25 protein-coding genes are annotated in these 25,199 nt (G+C 62.5%); 18 read left to right on the forward strand and 7 right to left on the reverse strand.

The annotated features are described in order from the left end of the window. The first annotated feature begins 114 nt into the window (after nt 1-114). From rplU to M6D32_RS01060, 3 genes are all read left to right on the forward strand, one after another. On the forward strand, nt 115-627 hold the full coding sequence (rplU, locus tag M6D32_RS01050; protein ID WP_298252494.1) for a 50S ribosomal protein L21: 513 nt from the start codon (nt 115-117) through the stop codon (nt 625-627). A gap of 85 nt (nt 628-712) precedes the next feature. Continuing rightward, a complete protein-coding gene (rpmA, locus tag M6D32_RS01055; protein WP_298252496.1) occupies nt 713-982 on the forward strand; it encodes a 50S ribosomal protein L27 in 270 nt (89 codons plus the stop codon). A gap of 158 nt (nt 983-1,140) precedes the next feature. Further along, nucleotides 1,141-1,731: a GNAT family N-acetyltransferase gene (locus M6D32_RS01060; protein WP_298252498.1), complete on the forward strand. Its 591-nt coding sequence runs from the start codon at nt 1,141-1,143 to the stop codon at nt 1,729-1,731. Nucleotides 1,732-1,840: 109 nt separating this feature from the next. On the opposite strand, the gene M6D32_RS01065 is transcribed toward M6D32_RS01060, so the two are convergent. Next, the gene (locus M6D32_RS01065; RefSeq protein ID WP_298252501.1) at nt 1,841-2,761 is read right to left on the reverse strand and encodes a DMT family transporter; all 921 of its coding nucleotides are present in this window, start codon (nt 2,759-2,761) and stop codon (nt 1,841-1,843) included. A gap of 69 nt (nt 2,762-2,830) precedes the next feature. Here M6D32_RS01065 and M6D32_RS01070 point away from each other — a divergent pair, with 69 nt between their 5' ends. The 12 genes from M6D32_RS01070 to M6D32_RS01125 all read left to right on the forward strand — a co-directional run bounded on the left by M6D32_RS01070 (nt 2,831) and on the right by M6D32_RS01125 (nt 14,695). Then, the gene (locus M6D32_RS01070; RefSeq protein WP_298252503.1) at nt 2,831-3,310 is read left to right on the forward strand and encodes a MaoC family dehydratase; all 480 of its coding nucleotides are present in this window, start codon (nt 2,831-2,833) and stop codon (nt 3,308-3,310) included. A 404-nt stretch (nt 3,311-3,714) separates the two neighbouring features. Beyond that, a complete protein-coding gene (gene obgE, locus M6D32_RS01075; protein ID WP_298252505.1) occupies nt 3,715-4,779 on the forward strand; it encodes a GTPase ObgE in 1,065 nt (354 codons plus the stop codon). 75 nt (nt 4,780-4,854) lie between these two features. Then, on the forward strand, nt 4,855-5,997 hold the full coding sequence (gene proB, locus M6D32_RS01080) for a glutamate 5-kinase (protein WP_298252507.1): 1,143 nt from the start codon (nt 4,855-4,857) through the stop codon (nt 5,995-5,997). A gap of 137 nt (nt 5,998-6,134) precedes the next feature. Next, nucleotides 6,135-7,427, forward strand: coding sequence for a glutamate-5-semialdehyde dehydrogenase (locus M6D32_RS01085; RefSeq protein WP_298252509.1), 1,293 nt, complete (start codon nt 6,135-6,137; stop codon nt 7,425-7,427). Nucleotides 7,428-7,458: 31 nt separating this feature from the next. Continuing rightward, nucleotides 7,459-8,100: a nicotinate-nucleotide adenylyltransferase gene (locus tag M6D32_RS01090; RefSeq protein ID WP_298252510.1), complete on the forward strand. Its 642-nt coding sequence runs from the start codon at nt 7,459-7,461 to the stop codon at nt 8,098-8,100. A 355-nt stretch (nt 8,101-8,455) separates the two neighbouring features. Beyond that, entirely contained in the window at nt 8,456-8,812 is a 357-nt protein-coding gene (gene rsfS / locus M6D32_RS01095) for a ribosome silencing factor (RefSeq protein ID WP_298252512.1), read from the forward strand. A gap of 117 nt (nt 8,813-8,929) precedes the next feature. Beyond that, nucleotides 8,930-9,412 (forward strand): 23S rRNA (pseudouridine(1915)-N(3))-methyltransferase RlmH, encoded by a 483-nt coding sequence (gene rlmH / locus M6D32_RS01100; RefSeq protein WP_298252514.1) that lies wholly within the window; start codon nt 8,930-8,932, stop codon nt 9,410-9,412. A 39-nt stretch (nt 9,413-9,451) separates the two neighbouring features. Next, nucleotides 9,452-10,825 carry a peptidoglycan DD-metalloendopeptidase family protein gene (locus tag M6D32_RS01105; protein ID WP_298252516.1) on the forward strand — a complete coding sequence of 458 codons (1,374 nt, stop codon included), beginning with the start codon at nt 9,452-9,454 and terminating at the stop codon, nt 10,823-10,825. Further along, nucleotides 10,822-12,195, forward strand: a complete 1,374-nt coding sequence (locus M6D32_RS01110; protein WP_298252518.1) for a S41 family peptidase — start codon at nt 10,822-10,824, stop codon at nt 12,193-12,195. The genes M6D32_RS01105 and M6D32_RS01110 overlap by 4 nt, the downstream gene beginning before the upstream one ends. Before the next feature lie 181 nt (nt 12,196-12,376). After that, nucleotides 12,377-13,600, forward strand: coding sequence for a divergent polysaccharide deacetylase family protein (locus M6D32_RS01115; RefSeq protein ID WP_298252520.1), 1,224 nt, complete (start codon nt 12,377-12,379; stop codon nt 13,598-13,600). Nucleotides 13,601-13,648: 48 nt separating this feature from the next. Continuing rightward, nucleotides 13,649-14,152, forward strand: a complete 504-nt coding sequence (locus tag M6D32_RS01120; RefSeq protein ID WP_298252522.1) for an RNA pyrophosphohydrolase — start codon at nt 13,649-13,651, stop codon at nt 14,150-14,152. 36 nt (nt 14,153-14,188) lie between these two features. Next, nucleotides 14,189-14,695 (forward strand): RNA pyrophosphohydrolase, encoded by a 507-nt coding sequence (locus M6D32_RS01125; protein WP_298252523.1) that lies wholly within the window; start codon nt 14,189-14,191, stop codon nt 14,693-14,695. 9 nt (nt 14,696-14,704) lie between these two features. On the opposite strand, the gene M6D32_RS01130 is transcribed toward M6D32_RS01125, so the two are convergent. From M6D32_RS01130 to M6D32_RS01150, 5 genes are all read right to left on the reverse strand, one after another. Further along, on the reverse strand, nt 14,705-15,112 hold the full coding sequence (locus M6D32_RS01130; protein ID WP_298252525.1) for a F0F1 ATP synthase subunit epsilon: 408 nt from the start codon (nt 15,110-15,112) through the stop codon (nt 14,705-14,707). A 101-nt stretch (nt 15,113-15,213) separates the two neighbouring features. After that, entirely contained in the window at nt 15,214-16,656 is a 1,443-nt protein-coding gene (gene atpD, locus M6D32_RS01135) for a F0F1 ATP synthase subunit beta (RefSeq protein WP_298252527.1), read from the reverse strand. Nucleotides 16,657-16,705: 49 nt separating this feature from the next. Beyond that, nucleotides 16,706-17,584 carry a F0F1 ATP synthase subunit gamma gene (locus tag M6D32_RS01140; RefSeq protein ID WP_298252529.1) on the reverse strand — a complete coding sequence of 293 codons (879 nt, stop codon included), beginning with the start codon at nt 17,582-17,584 and terminating at the stop codon, nt 16,706-16,708. Between the two features lie 106 nt (nt 17,585-17,690). After that, nucleotides 17,691-19,220 carry a F0F1 ATP synthase subunit alpha gene (atpA, locus tag M6D32_RS01145; RefSeq protein WP_298252531.1) on the reverse strand — a complete coding sequence of 510 codons (1,530 nt, stop codon included), beginning with the start codon at nt 19,218-19,220 and terminating at the stop codon, nt 17,691-17,693. Continuing rightward, nucleotides 19,220-19,777 (reverse strand): F0F1 ATP synthase subunit delta, encoded by a 558-nt coding sequence (locus M6D32_RS01150; RefSeq protein WP_298252533.1) that lies wholly within the window; start codon nt 19,775-19,777, stop codon nt 19,220-19,222. The genes atpA and M6D32_RS01150 overlap by 1 nt, the downstream gene beginning before the upstream one ends. Nucleotides 19,778-20,429: 652 nt before the next feature. On the opposite strand from M6D32_RS01150, the gene M6D32_RS01155 reads away from it, so the two are divergent. Beyond that, the gene (locus M6D32_RS01155) at nt 20,430-20,936 is read left to right on the forward strand and encodes a septal ring lytic transglycosylase RlpA family protein (protein ID WP_298252535.1); all 507 of its coding nucleotides are present in this window, start codon (nt 20,430-20,432) and stop codon (nt 20,934-20,936) included. 237 nt (nt 20,937-21,173) lie between these two features. On the opposite strand, the gene M6D32_RS01160 is transcribed toward M6D32_RS01155, so the two are convergent. Further along, a complete protein-coding gene (locus tag M6D32_RS01160) occupies nt 21,174-23,384 on the reverse strand; it encodes a primosomal protein N' (protein WP_298252536.1) in 2,211 nt (736 codons plus the stop codon). Nucleotides 23,385-23,475: 91 nt separating this feature from the next. Here M6D32_RS01160 and M6D32_RS01165 point away from each other — a divergent pair, with 91 nt between their 5' ends. Beyond that, nucleotides 23,476-24,447: a tyrosine recombinase XerC gene (locus M6D32_RS01165; protein ID WP_298252538.1), complete on the forward strand. Its 972-nt coding sequence runs from the start codon at nt 23,476-23,478 to the stop codon at nt 24,445-24,447. Between the two features lie 72 nt (nt 24,448-24,519). Continuing rightward, nucleotides 24,520-25,110 (forward strand): DUF4337 domain-containing protein, encoded by a 591-nt coding sequence (locus M6D32_RS01170; RefSeq protein WP_298252540.1) that lies wholly within the window; start codon nt 24,520-24,522, stop codon nt 25,108-25,110. Nucleotides 25,111-25,199: the final 89 nt, after the last annotated feature.

Consider the following 25,199-nt stretch of genomic DNA (forward strand, 5'->3'; position numbering starts at 1 on the left):
ATTGCTTTTTAGGGCCCTGAGCCCGGTCGCGCGGAAATTGAACCCATAACGACTGTAGAAAAAGCCGACCCGGGCATGGCTCGAGGCCGGGATCGAACACGAAGGAATAAAACGATGTTCGCAGTCATCAAAACCGGCGGCCGGCAGTACCGCGTCGTTCCGGATGATGTGCTCGAGATAGGCAAGATCGCCGGCGACGTCGGCACGATCGTGCAACTTGGTGAAGTTCTGGTGGTCGGCGGCGATACTCCCGTGCTCGGGACCCCGACCGTTGCCGGCGCTTCCGTTGCAGCTGAGGTACTGGACCACAAGCGCGGGCCGAAGGTCATCGCGTTCAAGAAGCGCCGCCGCAAGAATTCGCGGCGCAAGCGCGGTTACCGCGACGAGATCACGGTGCTTCGCATCACCGAGATCCTGACCGACGGCAACAAGCCCACGGTCGGACCGCGCCCGAAGCGCGAGAAGGTCGCACTCAAGCCGGCCGATGATGCCGACGAGGCGCCGAAGACGCCTGCGAAAAAGGCCGCGCCAAAGAAGCCGGCCGCCAGGAAGGCCGCGGCGAAGCCCGCAGCCAAGACGGCGGCAAAGAAAGCGCCGGCGAAGAAGGCAAAGAGCGACAAGAAGTGACACGCTTCAGAAGAGCGTGACATAAAGTGAACTGATTTCGTCAGGGATTTGATCTAGAGATCAAATAGAAGTTTGGAGACGGGCCATGGCTCACAAAAAAGCAGGCGGTTCATCACGTAACGGCCGCGATTCAGCGGGCAAGCGCCTTGGTATCAAGGCCTATGGCGGCGAACTCGTGATTCCCGGCAACATCATCGCGCGTCAACGCGGCACCACCTGGCATCCCGGCCTTAATGTCGGCATGGGCACTGACCATACTCTCTTTGCGAAGGTAGAGGGCCGTGTGGAGTTTCGTGCCAAAGCGGGCGGCCGCACTTTCGTGTCGGTGATCCCGGTAACGGAAGCGGCCGAATAGACGGTGGAATATGAAAGATTCCGCCGGGTCCTGTTGAACCGGCGGAGCGCTTAGAGGCTCCAAGGGGAGGCGGGAAACCGGCCTCCCTTTTTCGTTGCGCGTCGCCATATCCGAGAGGCGCGCCGATCCAAGAGTGATCCCTCAAGGAGCCTTAAGTCATGCTGCGAGATATCCCGCCCCGAACGCTGCGCGAGGCAGGACGTTGCATCCTCGACACCGAACGGCTGGCGCTGCGAAGGCCGACGCTCGCGGACGTCAACGCAATTGCGCGTCTCGCCGGTGATCGCCGCATTGCGGAGAACACCCGTCGCCTGCCGCACCCTTATTCGCAAGGCGATGCGGTCGAATTCGTGCGCGGCATCGCAGGCAGCCGCGAGACGGTTTTTCTGATCGAAAAGGATCACACCCCGATCGGCATGGTCGGCGTCGATTGGCGCGATCAGGAGGCCCCTGAGCTCGGCTACTGGCTCGGCGTCGACTATTGGGGCCAAGGCCTGGCCACCGAGGCCGCGCGCGCCGTGATCGACTTCACCTTCGAGGCATTCGACACCGGCCATATGCGCGCCGGCGCGCGGGTCGCAAACCCCGCTTCGCGCAATGTGCTGGAAAAATGCGGCTTTCAGTGGTGCGGCGTCGAGCTGCATCGTTTCGAGTCGCTGGGATCGTCGACCCCCGTCGATTGCTTTCGCTTGACGCGCGGCGTCTGGGCGTCGCTGAAGAATTGGGGCAATTCGACGCGGCGAGCGTAGCGTTTTCAAGCGAAGCATGCCCTCGGACTTGATCCGGAGGTGGGTACCGGTTCGCGTGAAGAAAACGCGTCGAATAAAATGGAGTTGGCTTTGCTCCTGAAGCTCTTCCCTACGCGGGCGGATTGACGACGGAATCGATCCGCCCGAGTTCGCGCTCGCGCAGGAAAATATAAAGCCCCGCGCCGATGATGATGATGACGGCGCCGAGTGCCATCGGCAGCGATGGCACATCGCCGAACACGAGGTAGCCGAACGTCACCGCCCAGAGGACCATCGTGTATTGATACGGCACGACCAGGCTCGCCGGCGCGAGCTTGAGCGAACGGTTGACGCACAATAGCGCGCATACCGAAATCGCGCCGGCGGCAAAGAACAAGCCGAGGCTGCTCCAGCTCGGCGTGACCCAGCCGATCGGCGCGATCAAGAGACCGAAGATGAGACCGCTGACGAATTGCGCCGAAGCCAGCACGATGTCAGGGGTTGCGCGCAACAGGCGCGTCGTCAAAAGCGAGCAGGAAAACGACAGGCTGCCGGCAAGCGCGATCATCGCGGGCCAGCTGATCGACTGCGCGGAAGGCCGCAGCGCGATCAAGACGCCGACAAAGCCGACAAGGATTGCGCTCCAGCGCCGCAAGCCGACATGCTCGCGCAAAAAGATCGCCGACAGCGCAGTCACGAAAATCGGCGTTGCCAGATAATAGGTGACGACGTCGGCGAGCGGGAGGTAGACGGTTGCGAGAAAGAACGCGGCAATCTCGAAGGTCGAGAATATGAGCCGCAGAAGCTGCAGCCACGGCCGCTCTATCAGCAGGAATTCATGGCGCTGCCGCCACATCGAGGGCGCCAGCAGCGCCAGCGCCGCGCAAGCGCGCAAGAACATCAATTGCCCGACCGAATAGGTCGAGACGATATACTTGCCAAGCGTGTCGCCGAACGAGAACATGCAGATCGAGGCCAGCATCAGAACGATACCGGCAAGCCGTGCGGACCGGTCGTCAAGCGTCGTCGAGATTTTCGCGAGTAAGCTCATTTGGGGCCGCAGCATTGCATTATAAGCTTCGGGATGGCTCCGTCACGCCGCCAATCAGGAATTTGAGGTATGACCGATTTCAATCCCGCCGAACATCGTATGGTGCAAGAGCAGCGCTGGTTCGAGGATTTTTCGCTTGGCGAGCGTTTTATCATCCCGAGCCGCACCATGACGTCAGCCGTCTTTGCCGCCTTCCAGACCGCGAGCGGCGACACCCATCCCGTTCACTACGACGTCGAATATTGCCGGGCGCGCGGCATGCCGAACCTACTCGCCCACGGCTTTCAAACCCTGATCCACACCGCGCCGGGAGCGGGCATACTCCCTTTCATGGTCGAGGAATCGCTGGTCGGTTTTCTTGAACAGTCGAGCCGGTTCTTGAAACCGGTCTTTGCCGACGACACCATCTATCCCGCGCTCGAAGTGACGGAACTGTCGGGTGGCCGAACCACTGGCGTGGTTACCCTCCGCAGCACCGTCTTTAACCAGCGGCGCGAACTGGTGCTGGAAGGGATGCAGAAATTTCTCATCCGCCGCCGCCCGGCGTAGCGGCAAGGGCCGAGCATCCCTATTTACCAAGCTTATTGGTTGCCGCCGGACCACCCCTGCGTTACTGGCTAGTGCCGCGAATTTGAAGCTCCTATCGGTTTCCCTGCAGTTTCGTCATAGGAGCTTCAAATTCAAAGCCGCGCTAGAAAACAAATTGCAGCTAGTGCCCACTTTCCGAAGTCCGTGTTACATCTCAGCACGCACCTTTTACGGACTTCGGAAAGTTATGGGCACTAGCAAACCCATGATTCTAGTGCCGGTTTGCTATTTGACGTTCCTGGATCGGATTTGCCGCTTGTGGTGCAGGAACGTCAAATAGGCGGCACTAGAGTTCCTTTGATTCCGAAGTTCGCATCAGAGGTTGCTGCGATTGCTTGCGAACTTCGGAATCGGAACTCTAGTCCATGAAATTCCTCGACGAAGCCAAGGTCTATATCCGCTCGGGCGATGGTGGAAACGGCTGCGTGGCCTTCCGCCGCGAGAAGTACGTCGAGTTCGGCGGACCTTCCGGCGGCAATGGTGGCCGTGGCGGCGACGTGATTATCGAAGTCGCCGATGGACTGAATACGCTGATCGACTACCGCTATCAGCAGCATTTCAAGGCGCAAAAAGGCACCAACGGCATGGGCAAGGACCGCCATGGCGCCAATGGCAAGTCGATCGTGCTCAAGGTACCGGTCGGCACGCAGATATTCGACGAAGACAGGACGACGCTGATCCACGACTTCACCGCGCTCGGCGAACGCTTCGTGCTGGCCGAAGGCGGCAATGGCGGTTTCGGCAACGCCCATTTCAAGTCTTCCACCAACCGCGCCCCGCGCAACGCCAATCCCGGCGAAGTCGGCGAAGAGCGCTGGATCTGGTTGCGGCTGAAACTGATCGCGGATGCTGGCCTTGTCGGTCTGCCCAATGCGGGCAAGTCGACGTTCCTTTCCAAAGTCAGCGCGGCACGGCCGAAGATCGCCGATTATCCCTTCACCACGTTGCACCCGCAGCTCGGTGTCGTGAATGCGGATGGCCGCGAATTCGTGCTGGCCGACATTCCCGGATTGATCGAAGGCGCGCATGAGGGCGCGGGCCTCGGCGACCGCTTCCTCGGCCATGTCGAGCGCTGCCGCGTTCTCCTGCATCTGGTCGATGCCACCAGCGAGCACGCCGGCAAGGCCTACAAGACCGTGCGTACGGAGCTTGAGGCCTATGAGGGCCATCTCGCTGAGAAGACCGAGATCGTCGCCCTGAACAAGATCGACGCCGTGACGCCGGACGAATTGAAGAAGCAGAGGGATCGGCTGAAACGCGCGGCCAAAAAGACGCCGCTCCTGATCTCGGGCGTCAGCGGCGAAGGTGTCAGGGAAGCGCTCCGGGCGCTCGCAGACCTGATCGGGGAAGCTCCGGTCTCGGCCAAGGCCAAGGGCGGCGCCGAAGCCGAACCCGCAAAGGCCGAACCTTGGGCGCCGCGGCCCGGGTAGGTAATCACCTGTACTGTGGCACAGTCTCGCTGTAACACCTTTGTGCTCGAAGCACGCCGCAAAATCCTTATTCCCATGACCTGCCCAAGCTTAAAAAATTTCCGCCGCATCGTCGTCAAGGTCGGCTCCTCGCTGTTGATCGATTCCAGTGCCGGCGAAGTACGCGCAGCCTGGCTTTCTGCACTCGCGGCCGATCTTGCCAAGCTGCACGGCGAAGGCCGTGACGTGCTGGTGGTCTCGTCCGGCTCAATCGCGCTCGGGCGCAGCCGCCTGAAGCTGCCGCGTGGTCCGCTGAAACTCGAGGAAAGCCAAGCAGCAGCAGCCGTCGGACAGATCACGCTGGCGCGCATCTGGTCGGAAATGCTGGGCGCGCACGGCATCGGCTCCGGGCAGATTCTCGTGACCCTGCAGGACACCGAAGAGCGCCGCCGCTATCTCAATGCGCGCTCGACCATCGCCAAGCTTCTGGACTGGCGCGCGGTGCCGATCATCAACGAGAACGACACGGTCGCGACCAACGAAATCCGCTATGGCGACAACGATCGCCTGGCCGCGCGCGTCGCCACCATGGCAAGCGCCGATCTTCTGATATTGCTCTCCGATATCGACGGTCTCTACACCGCGCCGCCTGCGGCCAATCCCAACGCCAAACTGATTCCGGTCGTGGACTCCGTCACTTCGGAAATCGAGGCAATGGCGGGCGCCGCCGAATCCGAATTGTCGCGCGGCGGCATGTACACCAAGATCGAGGCAGCCAAGATCGCCACCACCGCCGGCACGCATATGCTGATCGCCTCGGGCAAGATCGAGCATCCACTGCAAGCGATCGCCGACGGCGGACGCTGCACCTGGTTCCTGACACCGGCCAATCCCGTCACCGCGCGCAAGCGGTGGATCGCGGGCTCTCTCGAACCGAAGGGCACGCTGACCATCGATGCCGGCGCCGTTAACGCGCTGCGCGCCGGCAAGAGCTTGCTGCCGGCCGGCGTGATCCGGGTCGACGGCCAATTCGCCCGCGGCGATGCCGTGATCGTGCGCGGTCCCGATACCCGTGAGATCGGCCGCGGGCTTGTCGCCTACGACGCCGACGACGCCGAGAAGATCAAGGGCCACTCCTCGCCCGACGTCATGACGATCCTGGGCATCAGCGGCCGCGCCGAGATGATTCATCGCGACGATCTTGTGATCGGGCCGAGCGGGGCGCTGCCGCCGGGCTAGTACCGGCTCGGCCAATGGCCGACCTGCTCTGCCGCTATTCGCCGGGCTGCCCCCTGCCCTGCAAACGCCGCGCCGGCCTTCGCAACTGACGGATTTTCATGCTAAAGCATGATCTTAACGCAGGATGCGACCCTGACATGACCGCACCACTGAAGGCGATCGACGGCAACGCCGATTTGACCGAACTGATGAACGCTCTCGCCATGCGAGCGCGCCAAGCCGCTCGCGTCCTGGCGCTCGCTTCAGCGCGGCAGAAGAACAACGCACTGGACGCCATCGAACGCGCGATCCGCGCTAACGCGGCGGCAATCCTTGCAGCCAACGCCGAGGACGTCGCGGAGGTTCGCGCCAATGGGGCAACGTCGGCCTTCATCGACCGTTTGACACTGACGCAAAGCCGGATCGACGCCATGGCCGATGGCGTTGCGACGGTGCGCGCGATCGACGACCCGGTCGGCGCGGTGACGGAACGCTGGCAGCGCCCGAACGGCATGACCATCGAACGCGTTCGCGTGCCGCTCGGGGTCGTCGGGGTTATCTTTGAAAGCCGCCCCAATGTGGCCGCCGACGCCGGCGTGCTCTGCCTGAAATCCGGCAACGCCGTGATCCTGCGCGGCGGCTCGGATAGTTTTCGTTCCTGCCGCGCGATCCATGATTGCCTCGTGCAGGGCTTGCGCGAAGCGGGGTTGCCTGAGGCCGCGATCACGCTGGTGCCGACGCGCGACCGCGCCGCCGTTGGCCTGATGCTGACGGGACTTTCCGGCGCCATCGACGTGATCGTGCCGCGCGGCGGCAAAAGCCTGGTTGGACGTGTCGAGGCGGAAGCGCGTGTGCCGGTGTTTGCGCATCTCGAAGGCGTCAATCACGTCTATGTCGACCACGCCGCCAATCTCGAGATGGCGAAATCGATTGTCCTGAACGCCAAGATGCGGCGGCCCGGTGTCTGCGGCGCCGCCGAGACCTTGCTGGTCGATCGCAAGGGCGCCGCGACGTCACTGAAGCCGCTGGTCGAGATGCTGCTCGAGGCTGGCTGCGAGGTGCGCGGCGATGACTTCGTGCAGCGAACTGATGCGCGCGTGAAAGCTGCATCCGACGAAGACTGGGACACGGAATATGAAGACGCGATCATCGCGGCCAAAGTCGTGGACGGGCTCGATGAAGCAATCGCCCATATTCACAATCACGGATCGCATCACACCGATGCGATCGTGACCGAGGACAAAGCGGCGGCCGAAAGATTCCTCAACGAGGTCGATTCGGCGATCGTGTTGCATAACGCGTCGACACAGTTTGCCGATGGTGGCGAGTTCGGCTTCGGTGCGGAGATCGGAATTGCCACCGGCCGATTCCATGCCCGCGGCCCCGTTGGCGCCGAACAATTAACCAGCTTCAAATACCGCGTTCATGGCACCGGACAGACGCGGCCGTGATGCGCATCTGTTGTCCGCAGCGGGGAACGCGTTGAACAAGATTTCTCCCGCCTTGCCCTCCGTCGCTTCCGCCCTTCCGCCCTATGTCAACGGCATGCGTGTCGGCCTGTTGGGCGGATCGTTCGACCCACCGCATCTGGCCCACCGCGCCATCAGCCTGTTCGCGATCAAGCGTCTGAAACTCGATCGGGTGTGGTGGCTGGTGACGCCAGGCAATCCGCTCAAAGCCGACCGGACGCCGCACGATCTTGCCGAGCGCATGGCAGCGGCCGAGGACGTCGCGCACGATCCGCGCATCGAGGTGAGCTGTCTCGAATCAGTCATCGGAACACGTTACACTGCCGACACGATCCGATATTTGTGCCGCCGCGCTTCAGGCCTGAACCTTGTCTGGATCATGGGAGCGGACAATCTTGCGCAATTTCACCGCTGGCATCATTGGCGGCGTATCGCATCCGAGGTGCCCATCGCCGTGATCGACCGTCCGCCGCAGAGCTTTCGTGCCCTAGCCTCGCCTGCCGCCCAGGCTCTTGCGCGCTACCGCGTCCCGGAAAATCAGGCTGCAAGCCTTGCCGAACAGCACACGCCGGCATGGACGTTTCTCACCGGGCTGAAATCGCACCTGTCATCGACAGGCTTGCGGAACCAGGACGGCAGCTGGAGGACCGCTTGATGCCGCAAAACGGCGGCAGCAGCGGAGTGGATTTGACATTCGCTACCCACCTGGCCGCGGGTTTCGTCCGGCGAATGTCAAATCCGAAACCACACTGGAATCTTAAATTTGCCAGTGTCCCTTTGGTTCTGACATTCGAAAACGAGGCCGCGGCGGTAAAATACGCATGTCAGAACCGGGACACTGGATATTGAAACCATTAACCCCACATGCATACAATAGGTGTGGGCGGCCGAAGGATTCGGCGCCCGCGATACAGTGAAAGGAATGGTCCCTGGCCACGTCTGTATTGTCCAAGTCTGTTTTACCCAAGGTAGCCAAACCCGCGCGTAAAACATCGACCCAAGCAGCGGCCTTGAAGGCGCAACCAGACGCCGACAAGACCCTGAACATGATCCTCTCCCGCCTCGACGATATGAAGGCGGAAGAAACGGTCACCATCGACCTTCGCGGCAAATCAGCATTTACCGATTACATGATCGTCACCACGGGCCGGGCGAACCGGCACGTTGGCGCGATCGCGGAGAATGTCGCCAAAGGTCTTAAAGAGAGTGGGATCGCCAGCCCCCATGTCGAAGGTTTGCCCAATTGCGATTGGGTGCTGATCGATTCGGGCGACGTGATCGTCCACATCTTCAGGCCGGAGGTCCGCGAATTCTACAATCTCGAGAGATTGTGGACGCAGGGTCCGGCGACCGCGAAGGCAATCTAGCCTTCGGTGGATGGGTTTGGAGTCGTCATTGCCTTTCGGGCGCCATCCGAAGGGGTGGTGAATGTCACTGCTGCGCCGGTGGACACTAACCGAAATCCGCGGCAGCTTAGCCTGATCATGCGCCTTCTCGTCATTGCCATCGGACGGCTCAAGCAGGGGCCGGAGCGGGAACTCGCCGACCGTTACCGCGAGCGGTTCGATGATATCGGCCGCCGGCTCGGGTTTCGTGGCCTCGAGGTTTGCGAACTGGCCGAGAGCCGCGCGCGCGACGCAACCGCGCGAATCGCCGAGGAAGCGGCCACGATTTCGGCGGCAATTCCGCCAAAGTCCGTCCTGGTCGCGCTCGACGAGCGTGGCGACAACATCGACAGCAGTACATTTGCCCGCCATCTCGGCCGCTGGCGCGACGACCAGGTCGCCAATACTATTTTTGCAATCGGCGGCGCGGACGGACTTTCGCCCGAATTGCGGCGCATGGCACAGCTGAGGATAGCGTTCGGTTCTGCGACCTGGCCGCACCAGATGGTGCGGGTCATGCTTTTCGAGCAGATCTACCGGGCTGCGACCATCCTGGCCGGCCACCCCTACCATCGCGCGTAAGTGGCGCAGGACGCTTGCTTTGGGCATACGATTGGATTGATGCAACCGGCACGTAACAGTCCGTACCTTTCCGGCGTCTCCCGCGGCGACACCCTTTCCTTTGCCCGCGCATCGATCATCTTGCTGTCGGCAGGCTTCGCCTCGGCCGGCGTATCCGCATCAGCCCAGGTCGCTGACCCGGCACCGCAAGCCACCACCGCCTCGGCGGATGCCATCAAGCAGCGCGAGCAGGAGCTGGACGCAACGCGAGCGCAGCAGAGGAGCTCGGCCGAGCTTCAAGGGCAACTAAAGGCCGAGGTAGCGGCGATCGGTCAGGATCGCAGCAAGCTCAACGCGCAGCTCATCGACGTCGCTGCCCAGGTTCAAGGCGTTGAAGCCAGAATTGCCGAGACGGAAGCCAAACTCCGCCCGCTCGACGCACGCGAGCAGCAAATCAGAAGCTCGCTCGACTCCCGTCGCTCCGAGGTGGTCGAGGTGCTGGCGGCGTTACAGCGCGCCGGCCGCCGCACGCCTCCGGCGCTGCTCGTCCGACCCGAAGACGCGTTGCAGTCGTTGCGAACCGCGATCCTGCTCGGATCCGTCGTGCCGGAGTTGCGCTCACGCGCCCAGGCCCTCGCCAAAGACCTTGGTGAACTCGTTGCCCTGCGCAAGGCGATCGGAGCGGAGCGCGATCGGCTGTCTGGCGACCGCGACAAATTACGGGAAGATCAAACCCGGCTTGCAGCCCTGGTCGACGAACGCCAGCGCAAGCAAAATGACGTGGAAAAGAACCTGGAGGCGGAAAGCGCGCGGGCGATTACCCTCTCCAAGCAGGTCGACAGCCTTCAAGGCCTGATCAACAAGATGGAACAGGACCTGAAAAGCGCGGCAAAGGCCGCCGCCGTCGCCAGCCAGCAGGGAACTCCGGCTACCGTCGACGGAAAGCCTGACATGGCCGGCTTGAAGAACCCCTCCAGGTTGAGTCCGGCAATTGCGTTCGCGTCGGCCAAGGGACTGCTCGCCTTACCCGTCAACGGCGTCAAAATACGCGCATTCGGCGGTTCCGATGGCTCCGGCGGCGTCGAAAAAGGCATTTCTCTGGCAACCCGCCCCGGCGCGCAGGTAACAACCCCGTGTGACGGGTGGGTCGTTTACGCTGGTCCGTTCCGCAGCTACGGACAACTCTTGATCCTCAATGCCGGGGGCGGGTATCATGTCTTGATCGCCGGAATGGGGCGCATTTCGGTTAACATCGGACAGTTTGTTCTTACGGGAGAGCCGGTCGCGACCATGGGAACGACCTCCCAGGTTGCGTCGATACTGGCAGCCAATGCTAGCCAGCCCGTGCTCTATATCGAGTTCCGTAAGGACGGCACTCCTGTTGATCCAGGCCCATGGTGGGCCGCAAAAGAAGGCGAAAAGGTTCGCGGATGATGCGCAAGACTTCTCTCATTCTCCTTAGCGCCGCCACTGGCGCGGCATTGACGCTCTTCGTGACCCAGCCGCGCGCGCTGACGATGGGCTCGATGGCGCGTGCCTCGACCTCCGATACATATCGCCAGCTTAATCTGTTTGGCGACGTGTTCGAGCGGGTGCGCAGCGACTACGTTGAGAAGCCTGACGACAGCAAGCTGATCGAATCCGCGATCAGCGGCATGCTCTCTGGGCTCGATCCGCATTCGAGCTACATGGACGCCAAGAGCTTCCGCGACATGCAGGTGCAGACCCGCGGCGAATTCGGCGGGCTCGGCATCGAAGTCACCATGGAAGACGGTTTGATCAAGGTGGTCTCGCCGATCGACGACACCCCGGCTTCCAAGGCCGGCATTCTCGCCAACGACATCATCACCATGCTCGACGACGAGCAGGTGCAGGGCCTGACGCTCAACCAGGCGGTCGACAAGATGCGCGGCCCGGTCAACACCAAGATCAAGCTCAAGATCATCCGCAAGGGCGCCGACAATCCGATCGACGTGACGCTGGTTCGCGACAATATCCGCGTCCGCTCGGTGCGCGCGCGCGTCGAGGATGACGATATCGCCTATATCCGCATCACCACCTTCAACGAGCAGACCACCGAAGGTCTGAAGAAGGGAATCGCGGACTTGCAGAACCAGATCGGTGACAAGCTGAAGGGTTACGTCATCGACCTGCGCAACAATCCCGGCGGTCTTCTGGAAGAAGCCGTGACGGTTTCCGACACCTTCCTCGAGCGCGGCGAAATCGTATCGACCCGCGGACGCAACGCCGAGGAGACCCAGCGCCGGACCGCACGACCGGGCGATCTGACCAAGGGCAAGCCGGTGATCGTTCTGATCAACGGCGGATCGGCATCGGCCTCCGAGATCGTCGCAGGCGCGTTGCAGGACCACAAGCGCGCCACGCTGGTCGGCACGCGTTCGTTTGGCAAGGGCTCGGTTCAGACCATCATCCCGCTTGGCGCCGGCAACGGCGCGCTGCGGCTGACCACCGCGCGCTACTACACGCCGTCGGGCAAATCGATCCAGGCCAAGGGCATCGTGCCGGACATCGAAGTGCTGCAGGACGTGCCCGCGGAGCTGAAGGCGCGGACCGATACCAAGGGTGAGGCTTCGCTGCGCGGCCACCTGACGAACGGCACTGACGAGAAGACCGGCTCGCAGTCTTACGTGCCGCCGGATCCCAAGAATGACAAGGCGCTGAAGATGGCCGACGACCTGCTGCACGGCGTCAAGGTCAATGCCAGTGCGCCGGCGGCCGCAAACGACGACAAGGCCACCAACAAGGCCTCGGTCGAGAAGCCGGCCAAGCAGGAAGCCAACTAAGCGAAACGCAGCATTATTCCAGACAAAGGGCGGCCGAAACGGCCGCCCTTTTGTTTTGATGGTGGCGAAGACGCGCCGAAGGACCGGAATCGAACCAGGACCGGCGAAGCCCTGAGGGTTCCACCCTGCCGCTGTCTTGGGCGGCCGTGTTATCTTAGACCCGATTGATTCGGGGAGTTTGATGGCAGAGGCCGCCGACGAGCTGAGCGCTCCGCTTGGACGGGACAGTGCGCGCGGCAAGCGTCGTTTTCGGCTGCCTTTCACCGGGGTGCAGTTATTGGCGGCGGCGCTGGGCCTGTTTCTGGCGACATTTGCCGGCTACGCCCTTTTCAACGATGACCCGTTTGGCGGCGAGCCGCGGGCGCGGGTCGCCATCGGGCCCTTACCGGGCGACGCCAAAGCCAGCGGGAAGGTCGCCGAGACGCCGGCCGGGAAATCGGCGATGACCCCGCATGGCAGCGAACAGGCCGCAAATGCAGCCAAGGCCGCAGCGCCTGCCGACCAGCGGACCGTCACCATCATCGATGGCTCCAGCGGCACACGCCACGACGTCGCGATCGGCGGAGGGACAGCGGAGAAGGACGCGCCGGTGCCCGCCGCGACCGTGCCTGGAATAAACCCGCGGCTATTGGAGAAAGGCCGCTACGGAATGATTCCGACGACCGCCGACGGGCTCAAGCCCATCACGGCCTACGCCGGAGCGGCCGACCAGGCCAAAGCGGCGAAGACGCCGATCGTGGCAATCGTGGTCGGAGGGTTGGGGGTCGGTGCAGCCAAGACGGTCGATGCCATTCTGAAGTTGCCCGCCGCTGTAACGCTGGCGTTCACCCCTTACGGATCGGATCCGACCAAGCTCGTCGAACGGGCGCGGGCACAGCATCACGAGATTCTGCTGCAGATTCCCATGGAACCCTACGACTATCCTGACAATGACCCGGGACCGCAGACCCTGCTGACGACATTGGCGCCCGAGCAAAATCTCGACCGCCTGTACTGGCATTTGAGTCGGTTCCAGGGTTATGCCGGCATCGCCAATTTTATGGGGGCCCGGTTCGTGGCCACCGATACCGCAATGCTGCCGATCGTGAAGGAGGCTGCCAAGCGCGGCCTCGGCTACTTCGACGACGGATCGGCGCGCAGCCTGGCACCAACCATGGCGGCAGCCCAGGCCATGCCGTTCGCCAAGGCCGACCTGACCATCGATTCGGTGCCGACATCGGGCGAAATCGACCGCGCCCTGGGCAAGCTCGAGGATTTGGCAAAGGAGCGCGGCTTTGCGGTCGGCGTCGCCTCCGCCTTGCCGATTTCAATCGAGCGGATAGGCGCCTGGGCGCGGACGCTCGATAGCCGCGGTGTGATGCTCGCGCCATTGACAACCGCGATGACGAAATCAAAATCGAGCTGAGAAGAACCTTTATCGCGGGTGGCGACCCCCGCAGGAGAACGGGACGGAATGGCGCGTTACGAAGATCTGCCCTATCGAACATGCGTCGGCATGATGCTGATCAACGCAGCCGGGCTCGTCTTCATCGGTCGCCGCGCAGGCGGCGTCGAGCACGTCGACGAATCCCATATCTGGCAAATGCCGCAGGGCGGCGTCGATCCCGGCGAAGACACCTGGGACGCCGCCAGACGCGAGCTCTACGAGGAAACCAATGTCCGCTCGGTCGAAAAGATCGCCGAAGTCACGGACTGGCTGGTCTACGACATTCCGCGCACCATCGCAGGGCGCGCCTGGAAGGGCCGTTACCGCGGCCAGCGGCAGAAATGGTATGCGGTGCGCTTCACCGGCGAGGATCGCGAGATCAATGTCGCGACCCCCGGCGGCGGCCACAAGGCCGAGTTCGTCGGCTGGCGGTGGGAGCCGATGAAAAACCTGCCGGACCTGATCGTTCCGTTCAAGCGCCCGGTCTACGAGCGCGTGGTCAAGGAATTCGCCAGGCTTGCCGGCGGCTGAATTCAGCTACTGCTGACCTGAAACGCGTTCGCATTCATGACCAAGCCTTACCGTCCCAATGTCGGCATCGCGCTCTTCAACGCGGCCGGCCGGATTCTGATTGGGCGGCGGTTCAAGGACGACGGCCCGGAAATCGTTCTTCCCGGGCTTGAGTGGCAGATGCCGCAAGGTGGAATCGATACCGACGAGAATCCGCGCGAAGCGGTCATGCGCGAACTTTGGGAAGAGACCGGCGTCAATAGCGCCAGCTATCTCGGCGAGACCGACTGGCTGACTTACGAGTTTCCGCCCTATGCCGGCCCTGCTTCGCACCGGCTCGCCCAATTTCGCGGCCAGCGGCAAAAATGGTTCGCGCTGCGCTTCACGGGCGCCGAGCGGGAAATCGATCCGCTCGCGTCACGCAACGGCCAGCCGCCGGAATTCGACCAATGGCGATGGGAACGGCTTGATCGCGTTGCCGATCTCGTGGTGCCATTTCGGCGCGATGTCTACCTGACGGTCGCGCGGCAATTCGCCAAATTCGCAAGCCAGGGACGAAGTTGAATACAACGCTTAGTGCATGGCCGTCGTATTGAGCTCGTGTTCGATGCCCCTGAAATGATCGAGCCGCTCGATGGCACGATCGAGTTCGGAGCCTTCCTTTTCTTTGAGCTTGGCTTCCATTTCGGAGATGGTCTCGGCAAACTTCGCCCGGTCGAGTTCGTCGATCGACGTGGCGACGTCAGCCAGCACCGTCAGACCCTTGTCCGAAACCTCGGCAAGCCCGCCAAGCACGATGATCTTCTGCTTCGATCCGCCTGAAATCACCGTCAGGATTCCCGGCCGGATCGCGGCTACGACCGGCGCATGACCGGCGAGAACGCCGAAATCGCCCTCGACCCCGGGGACATCGACCTGATCGACTTCACCGGAGAACGCCATTTTTTCAGGCGAGACGAGATCAAAATGGAAGGTGGCCATGTGAACCCTGCGAGTAGCGAATAGCGAATAGCGAATAACGAATGGCGAAGTTAACGGAAGCAGTGGCGAACTATTCGCCACTGCCTGTTCGCCATTCGCCTTTAGGCCGCCTCGGCAGCCAGCTTCTTGCCCTTTTCGACCGCCTCTTCGATGGTGCCGACCATGTAGAAGGCCGCTTCCGGCAGATGGTCGTACTTGCCTTCGCAAAGGCCGCGGAAGCCCTTGATGGTGTCGGCGAGATCGACGAACTTGCCGGGCGAGCCGGTGAAGACTTCGGCGACGTGGAAGGGCTGCGACAGGAAGCGCTCGACCTTGCGGGCGCGCGCCACCGTGATCTTGTCTTCTTCGGACAATTCATCCATGCCGAGAATGGCGATGATGTCCTGCAGCGACTTATATTTCTGCAGCACCTGCTGCACCAGGCGCGCGGTGTTGTAGTGCTCGTCGCCGACAACCAGCGGCGAGAGCATGCGCGAGGTCGAATCGAGCGGGTCCACCGCCGGGTAGATGCCCTTTTCCGAGATCGCGCGCGACAGCACGGTGGTGGCGTCCAGGTGGGCGAACGAGGTTGCCGGCGCCGGGTCGGTCAAGTCGTCGGCCGGCACGTAGATCGCTTGCACCGAGGTGATCGACCCCTTGTGAGTCGTGGTGATGCGCTCCTGCAGCGCGCCCATGTCGGTCGCAAGCGTCGGCTGATAGCCCACCGCCGAAGGTATGCGGCCGAGCAGCGCCGACACTTCAGAACCGGCTTGCGTGAAGCGGAAGATGTTGTCGACGAAGAACAGCACGTCCTGACCCTGGTCGCGGAAGTGCTCGGCGACTGTCAGACCGGTGAGACCGACGCGGGCACGGGCGCCCGGCGGTTCGTTCATCTGGCCGAACACCAGCGCGCATTTCGACTTCACGCTTGGGTCGGGATTATGCGGATCGGCGTTGACCTTGGATTCGATGAACTCGTGATAGAGGTCGTTGCCTTCGCGGGTACGCTCGCCGACACCGGCGAACACCGAGTAACCGCCGTGCGCCTTGGCGACGTTGTTGATCAGTTCCTGGATCAGCACGGTCTTGCCGACGCCGGCGCCGCCGAACAGGCCGATCTTGCCGCCCTTGGCGTAGGGCGCCAGCAGGTCCACCACCTTGATGCCGGTGACGAGAATTTCAGCCTCGGTGGACTGGTCGGTATAGAGCGGCGCTTCCTGGTGGATCGCGCGCATGTCTTCAGCCTGGACCGGGCCTGCTTCGTCGATCGGCTCACCGATGACGTTGATGATGCGCCCGAGCGTGCCGGCCCCGACCGGCACCCTGATCGGCGCGCCAGTGTCGGAGACTTCCTGGCCGCGGACCAGACCTTCGGTGGTGTCCATGGCGATGGTCCGCACGGTGGATTCGCCGAGATGCTGGGCAACCTCCAGCACCAGGCGGTTGCCGCCGTTCTTGGTTTCCAGCGAATTGAGAATTGCCGGCAGGTGACCTTCGAACTGGACGTCGACGACGGCGCCGATGACCTGTGTGACGCGTCCGGTCTGATTGGCTGGTGTGGCCATAAACTCTCTCCTTCGAATTCCTAAAGTCTCACAGCGGCCGTCGCGATCGTCAGACCGCCTCGGCGCCCGAAATGATTTCGATCAGTTCCTTGGTGATCATTGCCTGGCGCGTGCGGTTGTAGATCAGCGTCTGCTTGCGGATCATGTCACCGGCGTTGCGGGTGGCGTTGTCCATCGCGCTCATCTGGGCGCCATAGAACGAGGCGTTGTTTTCCAGAAGCGCCCGGAAGACCTGCACTGCAATGTTACGCGGCAGAAGGCGGGGCAGGATTTCGTCTTCCTCCGGCTCATATTCATAGGAAACCGCGGGCCCGGCGCTTGCCGCCGGCGCTTCCACGACTAACGGAATGATCTGCTGGGCGGTCGGGATCTGGGCGATCACCGACTTGAAGCGCGAATAGAACAGCGTGCAGACGTCGAACTCACCGTTGTTGAACCGCGCGATCACCTTCTCGGCAACGTCTTCGGCGTTGACAAAACCGAGCTGACGAACCGAGCGCAGCTCGACGCTTTCGACGATCTGCTTTTCGAAGGTACGGCGAAGCTGTTCGAAACCTTTGCGGCCGACGCAGAAGAACTTCACCTCTTTGCCCTGCGAGATCAGCTTCTGCGCATGTTCGCGCGCGAGCCGGACGATCGCCGAGTTGAAGGCACCGCAGAGACCGCGCTCGCCGGTGCAGACCAGAAGCAGATGCACCCTGTCCTTGCCGGTGCCGGCCAGCAGCGCAGATGCGCCGGGCGAAGAAGAAGTGGCCGCCGCAATGCCGGAGATCACCGCATCCATCTTTTCGGCATAGGGACGGGCGGCTTCGGCGGAGGTCTGCGCGCGACGCAGCTTCGACGCCGCGACCATCTGCATTGCCTTGGTGATCTTCTGCGTCGCCCTGGTGGAGGCGATGCGGACCCGCATGTCTTTAAGTGACGCCATTCTCAGCTCTCACCCCAACGATCCGATCTTCAAGGATCTGACCGCTAGCCTGTCCATCATCATGCCCGGCTCCGTGCCGGGCATCCGTTTGACTTGTTCCGCCGCGTTACGCCAAGCTCTTGGCAAAACCCTCGACCACGCCCTTCAGCTTGGCGGCGGTATCGTCGGAGAGATCGCGCGCGTCGCGGATGGTGTTGAGGATGTCGACATGCTTGCTGCGCAGGAGCGACAACAGGCCATCCTCGAACGCGCGTACCTTGTTGAGCGGCAGCGGATCGAGATAGCCGTTGGTGCCGGCCCAGATCACGCAGACCTGCTCTTCCATCTTCAGCGGCGAGAATTGCGGCTGCTTGAGCAACTCGGTCAGGCGTGAGCCGCGGTTGAGCAGGCGCTGAGTGGTGGCGTCGAGGTCGGAACCGAACTGGGCGAAGGCCGCCATTTCGCGATACTGCGCCAGCTCGCCCTTGATCTTGCCGGCGACCTTTTTCATCGCCTTGGTCTGCGCCGACGATCCGACGCGCGACACCGACAGACCGACGTTCACCGCCGGGCGGATACCCTGGAAGAACAGGTCTGTTTCGAGGAAGATCTGGCCGTCGGTAATCGAAATGACGTTGGTCGGAATATAGGCCGACACGTCGTTGGCCTGGGTTTCGATCACCGGCAATGCGGTGAGCGATCCCGACCCCTGGTCCTTGTTGAGCTTGGCGGCGCGCTCGAGCAAACGCGAATGCAGATAGAACACGTCGCCCGGATAGGCTTCGCGGCCCGGCGGACGGCGCAACAGCAGCGACATCTGGCGGTATGCGACGGCCTGCTTCGACAAGTCGTCATAGATGATGACGGCGTGCATGCCGTTGTCGCGGAAATACTCGCCCATGGTGCAGCCGGTGAACGGCGCGATGTACTGCATCGGAGCCGGATCGGATGCGGTGGCAGCGACCACGATCGAATATTCCAGCGCGCCCTGCTCTTCGAGCACCTTGACGAATTGCGCGACGGTGGAACGCTTCTGCCCGATCGCGACATAGACGCAATAAAGCTTGATGTTCTCGTCCGGCTGCGCGTTGAGCGGCTTCTGATTCAGGATGGTGTCGAGCGCAATCGCGGTCTTGCCGGTCTGGCGGTCACCGATGATGAGCTCGCGCTGGCCGCGGCCGACCGGAATCAGCGCATCGATCGCCTTGAGACCGGTCGCCATCGGCTCACTGACCGACTTGCGCGGAATGATGCCGGGCGCCTTGACGTCGACGCGCATGCGCTTGTCGGCCTTGATCGGGCCCTTGCCGTCGATCGGATTGCCGAGCGCGTCGACAACGCGGCCGAGCAGGCCCTTGCCGACCGGCGTGTCGACGATGGCGCGCGTGCGCTTGACGGTCTGGCCTTCCTTGATCTCGCGGTCGGCGCCAAAAATAACGATACCGACGTTGTCGGTTTCGAGGTTCAGCGCCATGCCGCGCGTACCGTTCTCGAACTCGACCATCTCGCCGGCCTGGACGTTGTCCAACCCGAAGACGCGGGCAATGCCGTCGCCGACGGACAGCACCTGTCCGACTTCGGAGACCTCGGCCTCCTGGCCGAAATTCTTGATCTGGTCCTTGAGGATCGCGGAAATTTCCGCGGCGCGGATGTCCATCAGCCTGCCTCTTTCATCGCGTGCTTCATCGAATTGAGTTTGGTGCGAAGCGAACTGTCCACCATGCGGCTGCCAAGCTTGACGACGAGGCCACCGATGATCGACGGATCGACTTTCACGTTGAGGGAAACGTCCTTGCCCGTGACCGACTTCAGCGCAGTCTTGAGGGCATCGAGATTCTTGTCGCTGAGCACTTCAGCCACCGTCACGTCAGCGACGGCCTCGCCCCTGAACTTGGCGACCAGCGCCGCGAACGCGCGGATCACCTGGTCGACGGCGAACAGCCGCCGATTGGCGGTCAGAACCTTCAGGAAATTGGCGGAAATGCCGGTAATTCCGGCCTTGTCGAGCACCGCCGACAGCGCCCTTGCTTGCGTCTCGGAGGAAAACACCGGGCTGCGAACCAGACGCTTCAGATCATCGCTGTCCGCCAGCATCGCATCGAATTTATCGAGATCGGCCTTGACCGCATCGATCGAACGCTCGTCGCGGGCCAATTCGAACAAAGCCGTTGCGTAACGACCAGACACTCCCGACACGGACGGATTCTCAGCCACAAGCGCGCTCTTTAATTGCTGTCAAAACTCGCAAGGGAAAAACCGTCGCCAAAATGCGGCGCCTAGCGATCCAAGCCCTTGGAGTTCAAGCGGGACTTCGATTTTCGACCGGCACAGGCAGTGCCGGGATCGTTAAAATCGCGGCTTTGCTAACATAGCAAGACCGCAGGTGCAACATGACGGCGAGCGCAGCGATGCCGTGTCGCAAGTGATTTGCGGACAACTCAGCTGCGCAATCGCGGCGCAAACCCCGGGCCCAGAAAACGGTATTTTCGAACCGTTCCCCCGATACCCGAAATCGTTCCCGCCTCCGTCGGGTCGCAGCATGCGCCTGGCGGGACGGGCCGGCGGAACTCGGCCCTCCAATCCCTGACAGCATTACTTGCTGTAATCTCGCCGGCTACGGCGAAGACTACAGTCATCAGTAATTCCAAATATACTTTAAGTATATAATTGATCACATGATCAATAGAGTCAACGTTACGGAACATCGATGGATGTTCTGTTCCATGTAACAAGATGTTTCATGGTGAGACAAACCAATACTACTGCCGTTTTTATGCCTCATTGCGAAATCAAACGGCCCTCTTCAGACGGAGCGGGGGTTCCAGGTGCCACCGATGTGGCATTACTACATTGAGGGACTGATATAATGCTGAAACTTAACAAGCAGGCATTGGGAAAGGCGACCCGGTCGCGTACGGCGCTGATCCTTGTTGCCACAGCTGCCTTGACGGGTGGTGCTGCCTCTGAGGCTTCGGCGAGGCCCTACCGGCATCACCACTATCATCACCACCATTTTGACCATCATGCCGCGCGGGCCGAACACGCGCCCTGGCGGGACGCCCACGCCTCGGTAGCCCCGTCCTTCGGCGGACGCACCTTCTCAGGGATCGCGTCCTACTACGGCAACGAGTCCGGGCACAGGACCGCATCCGGCCAGCGCTTCAACCAGGAAGCCATGACGGCAGCCCACCGCAGCCTGCCGTTCGGCACCAAGCTCCGGGTCACCCATGGCGGCCGGAGTGTCATCGTCACCATCAACGACCGTGGCCCGTTCATTCGCGGCCGGGTGCTCGACCTGTCGACGGGCGCTGCCCGCGCGATCGGCCTGACCAGCGCCGGCGTCGGCCGCATCACGGCCGAGGTGGTCTCGTAGCGGCGTTTCGTTCCAAGACCGTACTCACAGGTATTGCGTCCGTTCGATCGGCGGAACTTCTATCGTCTCGTCTCCAGAAAGCCTGCCGGCAGAGATGTCGGCAGGCTTTTTTAAGCTGTCATTCCGAAGCGATGTGTCAGCATCGAACTACGATGTGCAATTGCACATCGGAGAATCTCGAGGTTCTCAGGTGCGCAATTGCGCACCATAGTTCGGCTCTACGAGCTGACGAAACATTCACAAAAAGCTCTGCGGATCGACATCGACCTCGAGCTTGAGATTGCCCTTGGTCTTGGGGGCTGCGGCCAGCCACTCGCGCAAATATTCCGACAAATCGACGTTGCGCTGCGCCTTCACCAGAAGGCGGAACCGATAGCGGCCCTTGATGACCGCAAGCGGCGCCTCAGCGGGTCCGAGCACCTTGATCCGTTCGTCGATGGGAGCGATCGCGGCAAGCTTGCGCGCAAAACCCTCTGCCGTCGGACGATCGCCGGCAGACACTATCAATCCCGCCAGCCGCCCGAACGGCGGATAGCCGCTTCTCTCGCGCATCTCGATTTCGCTGGCGTAGAACGCCTCGCGGTCGCAGGCGACCAGCGCCTTCATCACGGGGTGCTCCACCTGGTGGGTCTGCAGATAGCCGACCCCCCTGCCCTGGTCGCGCCCCGCCCGCCCAATCACCTGGTTGAGCAATTGCCACGTGCGCTCTGCGGCGCGCGGATCGCCGTTGCTCAAGCCTAGATCGGCGTCCACCACGCCGACCAGATTGAGCCGAGGGAAATGATGCCCCTTGGCGACCAGTTGCGTGCCGACGATGATGTCGACACGGCCTTCCGCAATCTCGTTCAGCTCGCTGCGCATGGTCTCGATCGAGGTGATGAGGTCGCTCGACAGCACCATGGTCCGCGCATCCGGAAAGAGCTGAGCCGCCTCCTCCTGCAACCGTTCGACGCCCGGACCGACCGCGACCAGCGATTCCTCCGCCGCGCAGTGCGGACAGGTGTGGGGGCGCGGCATCGAGAAGCCGCAATGGTGACAAACCAGCCGCTGGCGAAACCGGTGATCGACCAGCCAGGCATCGCAAATAGTGCAGGCAAAGCGATGGCCGCAGGCACGGCACAGCGTCAGCGGCGCATAACCGCGGCGGTTGAGAAACAATAACGCCTGTTCGCGCCGTTCGATTGCAAAACGGATTTGCTCGGCAAGCCGCGGTGAGATGAAGCGTCCGCGTGGCGGAGGTTCGCGCCTCAGATCGATCGCCTCGATGTGCGGCATGTGCTGGCCGCCGAACCGCGAGGGCAGCGCGACACGCTGGTAGCGGCCCTTGCGCGCATTGACCTCGGTTTCGACCGACGGCGTCGCCGACGCCAGCACGACCGGAACCTTGGCGATATGCGCGCGCACCACCGCCATGTCGCGGGCGTGGTAATGCGCGCCCTCATCCTGCTTGTAGGCCTGGTCGTGTTCTTCATCGACCACGATTAGGCCGAGATCGGCATAAGGCATGAACAGCGCTGAGCGCGCGCCCACAATGACGGGCGCTTCGCCGCTGGCAATCGCCGCCCAGTTGCGTTGCCGGGTGCGCGGGGTCAATTCGGAATGCCATTCCAGCGGCCGCACGCCGAAACGCCGCGAAAAGCGATCGAGGAACTGGCCGGTCAATGCGATCTCCGGCATCAGGATCAGCGACTGCTTGCCGCGGCGGATGGTCTCGGCAACCGCCTCGAAATAGACCTCGGTCTTGCCGGAACCCGTGACGCCATCGAGCAAGGCGACATGGAACGTGCCATTGGCAGCGAGCGCGCGCATCGCGTCCACGGCGGTGCGCTGCTGGCGGCTGAATTCCGGGACCGCAAACGCCGGGTCAGGCGCGGTTGGCGCGGGCGGGCGCGGCAGCGCTTCGACCGTGAGCGTGCCTTCATCGACTAGACCATCGATGACGCCGGCACTGACGCCGGCTTCCTTCGCAGCTTCGGATTTGCCGTGCAGCAGTCCATCGGACAACAATTCGAGCAACCGCCGCCGCGCCGGCGTCACGCGCTGCGGCGGTGGCCCGACCAGGCGCACGCCCATCCGCACCCGTTCTGGGCCGAGATCCTCGCCCATGCGCAGGCACATCCGCAACACCATGCCGCGCGCCGAGAGCGTGTAGTTGGCGACCCAATCGACAAGCGCGCGCAGTTCCGCACTGAGCGGCGGCACCTCGAGTTTTTCGCCGACATCCTTCAGCCGGTTGTGGAGGCGCGGCTCAGGCCTGGCGTTCTCGGCCCAGACGACGCCGACCACCTCACGCGGCCCGAGCGGCACGCAGACCACGTCGCCGGCCTTGAGTTCGACGCCGCGCGGAACGCGATAGGAATAGGTGTGGTCGAGCGCGACGGGCACCAGCACGTCGACGATCCCGGTCTGCGATGCGCCCGATGAGGAAGCGCGGGGAGAATGGTCCATCTCGAGTTGATGCCTGCGGCTCGTGAATTAGCGAAGGGTAAACCAGGGTGGTGCGATATAATCATAAGGAATCACAGCGCCAAAAGCAGATATGGCAAAACCCGCGCCCGCCTTGCAGCCGATTGAACTTGACTGCGCCGACGAATCGATCGCGCTGGAGATGGCGCGATGGCTGGCATTTCTGCGCGCCGAGCGGCGCCTGTCGCCCAAGACGTCAGAGGCCTATGCCCGCGACCTCCGCCAGTTCCTCCAATTCCTGGCCGAACACCGGGGCGCGCGCGTGACGCTGAAAAGCTTTTCCGCCATCGAGGCCAGCGATATCAGGGCCTTCATGGCGATGCGGCGCGCCAACGAAATCGCAGGCCGCTCGCTGATGCGCGCGCTGGCGGGTCTTCGTTCCTTCGCCCGCTTTCTCGAACGGGAAGGCCGCGGCAAAGTCGGCGCGTTGTCCGCTGTCCGCGCGCCCAAGATCGGCAAAAGCCTGCCGAAGCCGTTGCCGATGGTGGCGGCGAAACGGCTTGCCGACGCCGACGAGCGCGCCGGCGAGGAGCGCGATCCCTGGATCTGGGCGCGCGACGCCGCCGTCATGGCGCTGCTCTATGGGTCGGGCCTGCGCATTTCCGAAGCGCTCGGGCTGAAACGCCGCGATGTGCCAACGCCCGGCGAAGGCGATGTCCTGGTCGTCACCGGCAAGGGCAACAAGACGCGGATGGTGCCGGTTTTGCAGAACGTCCTGACTTTGATCCAGGACTATACGGCGATGTGCCCGCATCCATTACCGCCGGAGGGTCCGATATTCGTCGGCGCGCGCGGCGGACCTTTGCAGCCGCGCATCATCCAGCTCACCATGGCGCGGCTGCGCGGCGCGCTTGGCTTGCCGGACAGCGCGACGCCGCATGCGCTACGGCATTCCTTCGCGACGCATCTTTTGTCGCGCGGCGGCGACTTGCGGGCGATCCAGGAATTGCTCGGCCACGCCTCGCTCTCGACCACCCAGATCTACACCGGGATTGACAGCGAGCGTCTTCTGGAAGTGTACCGGGCCACGCATCCCCGCGCCTGAACCTTTCGCCCGAACTCTTGCACTCGCCAACTTGTTCGGTCATCGTCGCCTGCACCTGACTGGGGGAAAATCATGAGCGCACATGAGAGTATGGAGCACGCCGAACACGCCGAGCATGCCTCGGGGGAGAACAAGAAGATCGCGCTTCTGATCGCGGTGATCGCGCTGTGTCTTGCGCTGTCGGAAACGCTCGGCAAGGGCGCACAGACCGAAACCATTGCCAAGAATGTCGAGGCTTCCAACCTGTGGGCGTTCTTCCAGGCCAAAAGCATCCGCCGCACCACGGTGCAGACGGCCGCCGAGCAGGCCAAGCTGGCGCTTCCAAGCGACGATGCCGCGAAAGCCGCGGTGCAGAAGCAGATCGACGAATGGCAGAAGACGGCCGCGCGCTACCGCTCTGAGCCCGAGACCGGCGAGGGCACCGAGCAACTCGCCGAGCGCGCCAAGCACGCCGAAGAAGAACGCGAACTGGCCACGGCGAAATATCATCACTTCGAGCTCGCTTCGGCGGCGTTCCAGATCGGCATCGTGCTGGCGTCCGCAACCATCATCACCGGCATGATTGGGCTCGCCTGGATTTCCGGCCTGCTCACGTTCGCAGGTATTGCGATCACCGCGTTCGGCGTATTCGCACCGCACGTGCTTCATCTTGCCGTGTTGTGAGGATACTCTCGAGCAAATAGCTCGCATTTTTGGTTGACGCGTTTTCTTCACGCGAACCGGTGTCCACATCCGGATCCCGTCTCCGCCAA

Source organism: Bradyrhizobium sp., from assembly GCF_027307225.1.
Classification (GTDB): domain Bacteria; phylum Pseudomonadota; class Alphaproteobacteria; order Rhizobiales; family Xanthobacteraceae; genus Bradyrhizobium.

Bases quoted from the DNA above. Each gene is read 5' to 3' on its own strand.
- rplU (WP_298252494.1), top strand. From the start codon at position 115: ATGTTCGCAGTCATCAAAACCGGCGGCCGGCAGTACCGCGTCGTTCCG.
- rpmA (WP_298252496.1), top strand. From the start codon at position 713: ATGGCTCACAAAAAAGCAGGCGGTTCATCACGTAACGGCCGCGATTCA.
- M6D32_RS01060 (WP_298252498.1), top strand. From the start codon at position 1,141: ATGCTGCGAGATATCCCGCCCCGAACGCTGCGCGAGGCAGGACGTTGC.
- M6D32_RS01065 (WP_298252501.1), bottom strand. From the start codon at position 2,761: ATGAGCTTACTCGCGAAAATCTCGACGACGCTTGACGACCGGTCCGCA.
- M6D32_RS01070 (WP_298252503.1), top strand. From the start codon at position 2,831: ATGACCGATTTCAATCCCGCCGAACATCGTATGGTGCAAGAGCAGCGC.
- obgE (WP_298252505.1), top strand. From the start codon at position 3,715: ATGAAATTCCTCGACGAAGCCAAGGTCTATATCCGCTCGGGCGATGGT.
- proB (WP_298252507.1), top strand. From the start codon at position 4,855: ATGACCTGCCCAAGCTTAAAAAATTTCCGCCGCATCGTCGTCAAGGTC.
- M6D32_RS01085 (WP_298252509.1), top strand. From the start codon at position 6,135: ATGACCGCACCACTGAAGGCGATCGACGGCAACGCCGATTTGACCGAA.
- rlmH (WP_298252514.1), top strand. From the start codon at position 8,930: ATGCGCCTTCTCGTCATTGCCATCGGACGGCTCAAGCAGGGGCCGGAG.
- M6D32_RS01105 (WP_298252516.1), top strand. From the start codon at position 9,452: ATGCAACCGGCACGTAACAGTCCGTACCTTTCCGGCGTCTCCCGCGGC.
- M6D32_RS01110 (WP_298252518.1), top strand. From the start codon at position 10,822: ATGATGCGCAAGACTTCTCTCATTCTCCTTAGCGCCGCCACTGGCGCG.
- M6D32_RS01115 (WP_298252520.1), top strand. From the start codon at position 12,377: ATGGCAGAGGCCGCCGACGAGCTGAGCGCTCCGCTTGGACGGGACAGT.
- M6D32_RS01120 (WP_298252522.1), top strand. From the start codon at position 13,649: ATGGCGCGTTACGAAGATCTGCCCTATCGAACATGCGTCGGCATGATG.
- M6D32_RS01125 (WP_298252523.1), top strand. From the start codon at position 14,189: ATGACCAAGCCTTACCGTCCCAATGTCGGCATCGCGCTCTTCAACGCG.
- M6D32_RS01130 (WP_298252525.1), bottom strand. From the start codon at position 15,112: ATGGCCACCTTCCATTTTGATCTCGTCTCGCCTGAAAAAATGGCGTTC.
- atpD (WP_298252527.1), bottom strand. From the start codon at position 16,656: ATGGCCACACCAGCCAATCAGACCGGACGCGTCACACAGGTCATCGGC.
- M6D32_RS01140 (WP_298252529.1), bottom strand. From the start codon at position 17,584: ATGGCGTCACTTAAAGACATGCGGGTCCGCATCGCCTCCACCAGGGCG.
- atpA (WP_298252531.1), bottom strand. From the start codon at position 19,220: ATGGACATCCGCGCCGCGGAAATTTCCGCGATCCTCAAGGACCAGATC.
- M6D32_RS01155 (WP_298252535.1), top strand. From the start codon at position 20,430: ATGCTGAAACTTAACAAGCAGGCATTGGGAAAGGCGACCCGGTCGCGT.
- M6D32_RS01160 (WP_298252536.1), bottom strand. From the start codon at position 23,384: ATGGACCATTCTCCCCGCGCTTCCTCATCGGGCGCATCGCAGACCGGG.
- M6D32_RS01165 (WP_298252538.1), top strand. From the start codon at position 23,476: ATGGCAAAACCCGCGCCCGCCTTGCAGCCGATTGAACTTGACTGCGCC.
- M6D32_RS01170 (WP_298252540.1), top strand. From the start codon at position 24,520: ATGAGCGCACATGAGAGTATGGAGCACGCCGAACACGCCGAGCATGCC.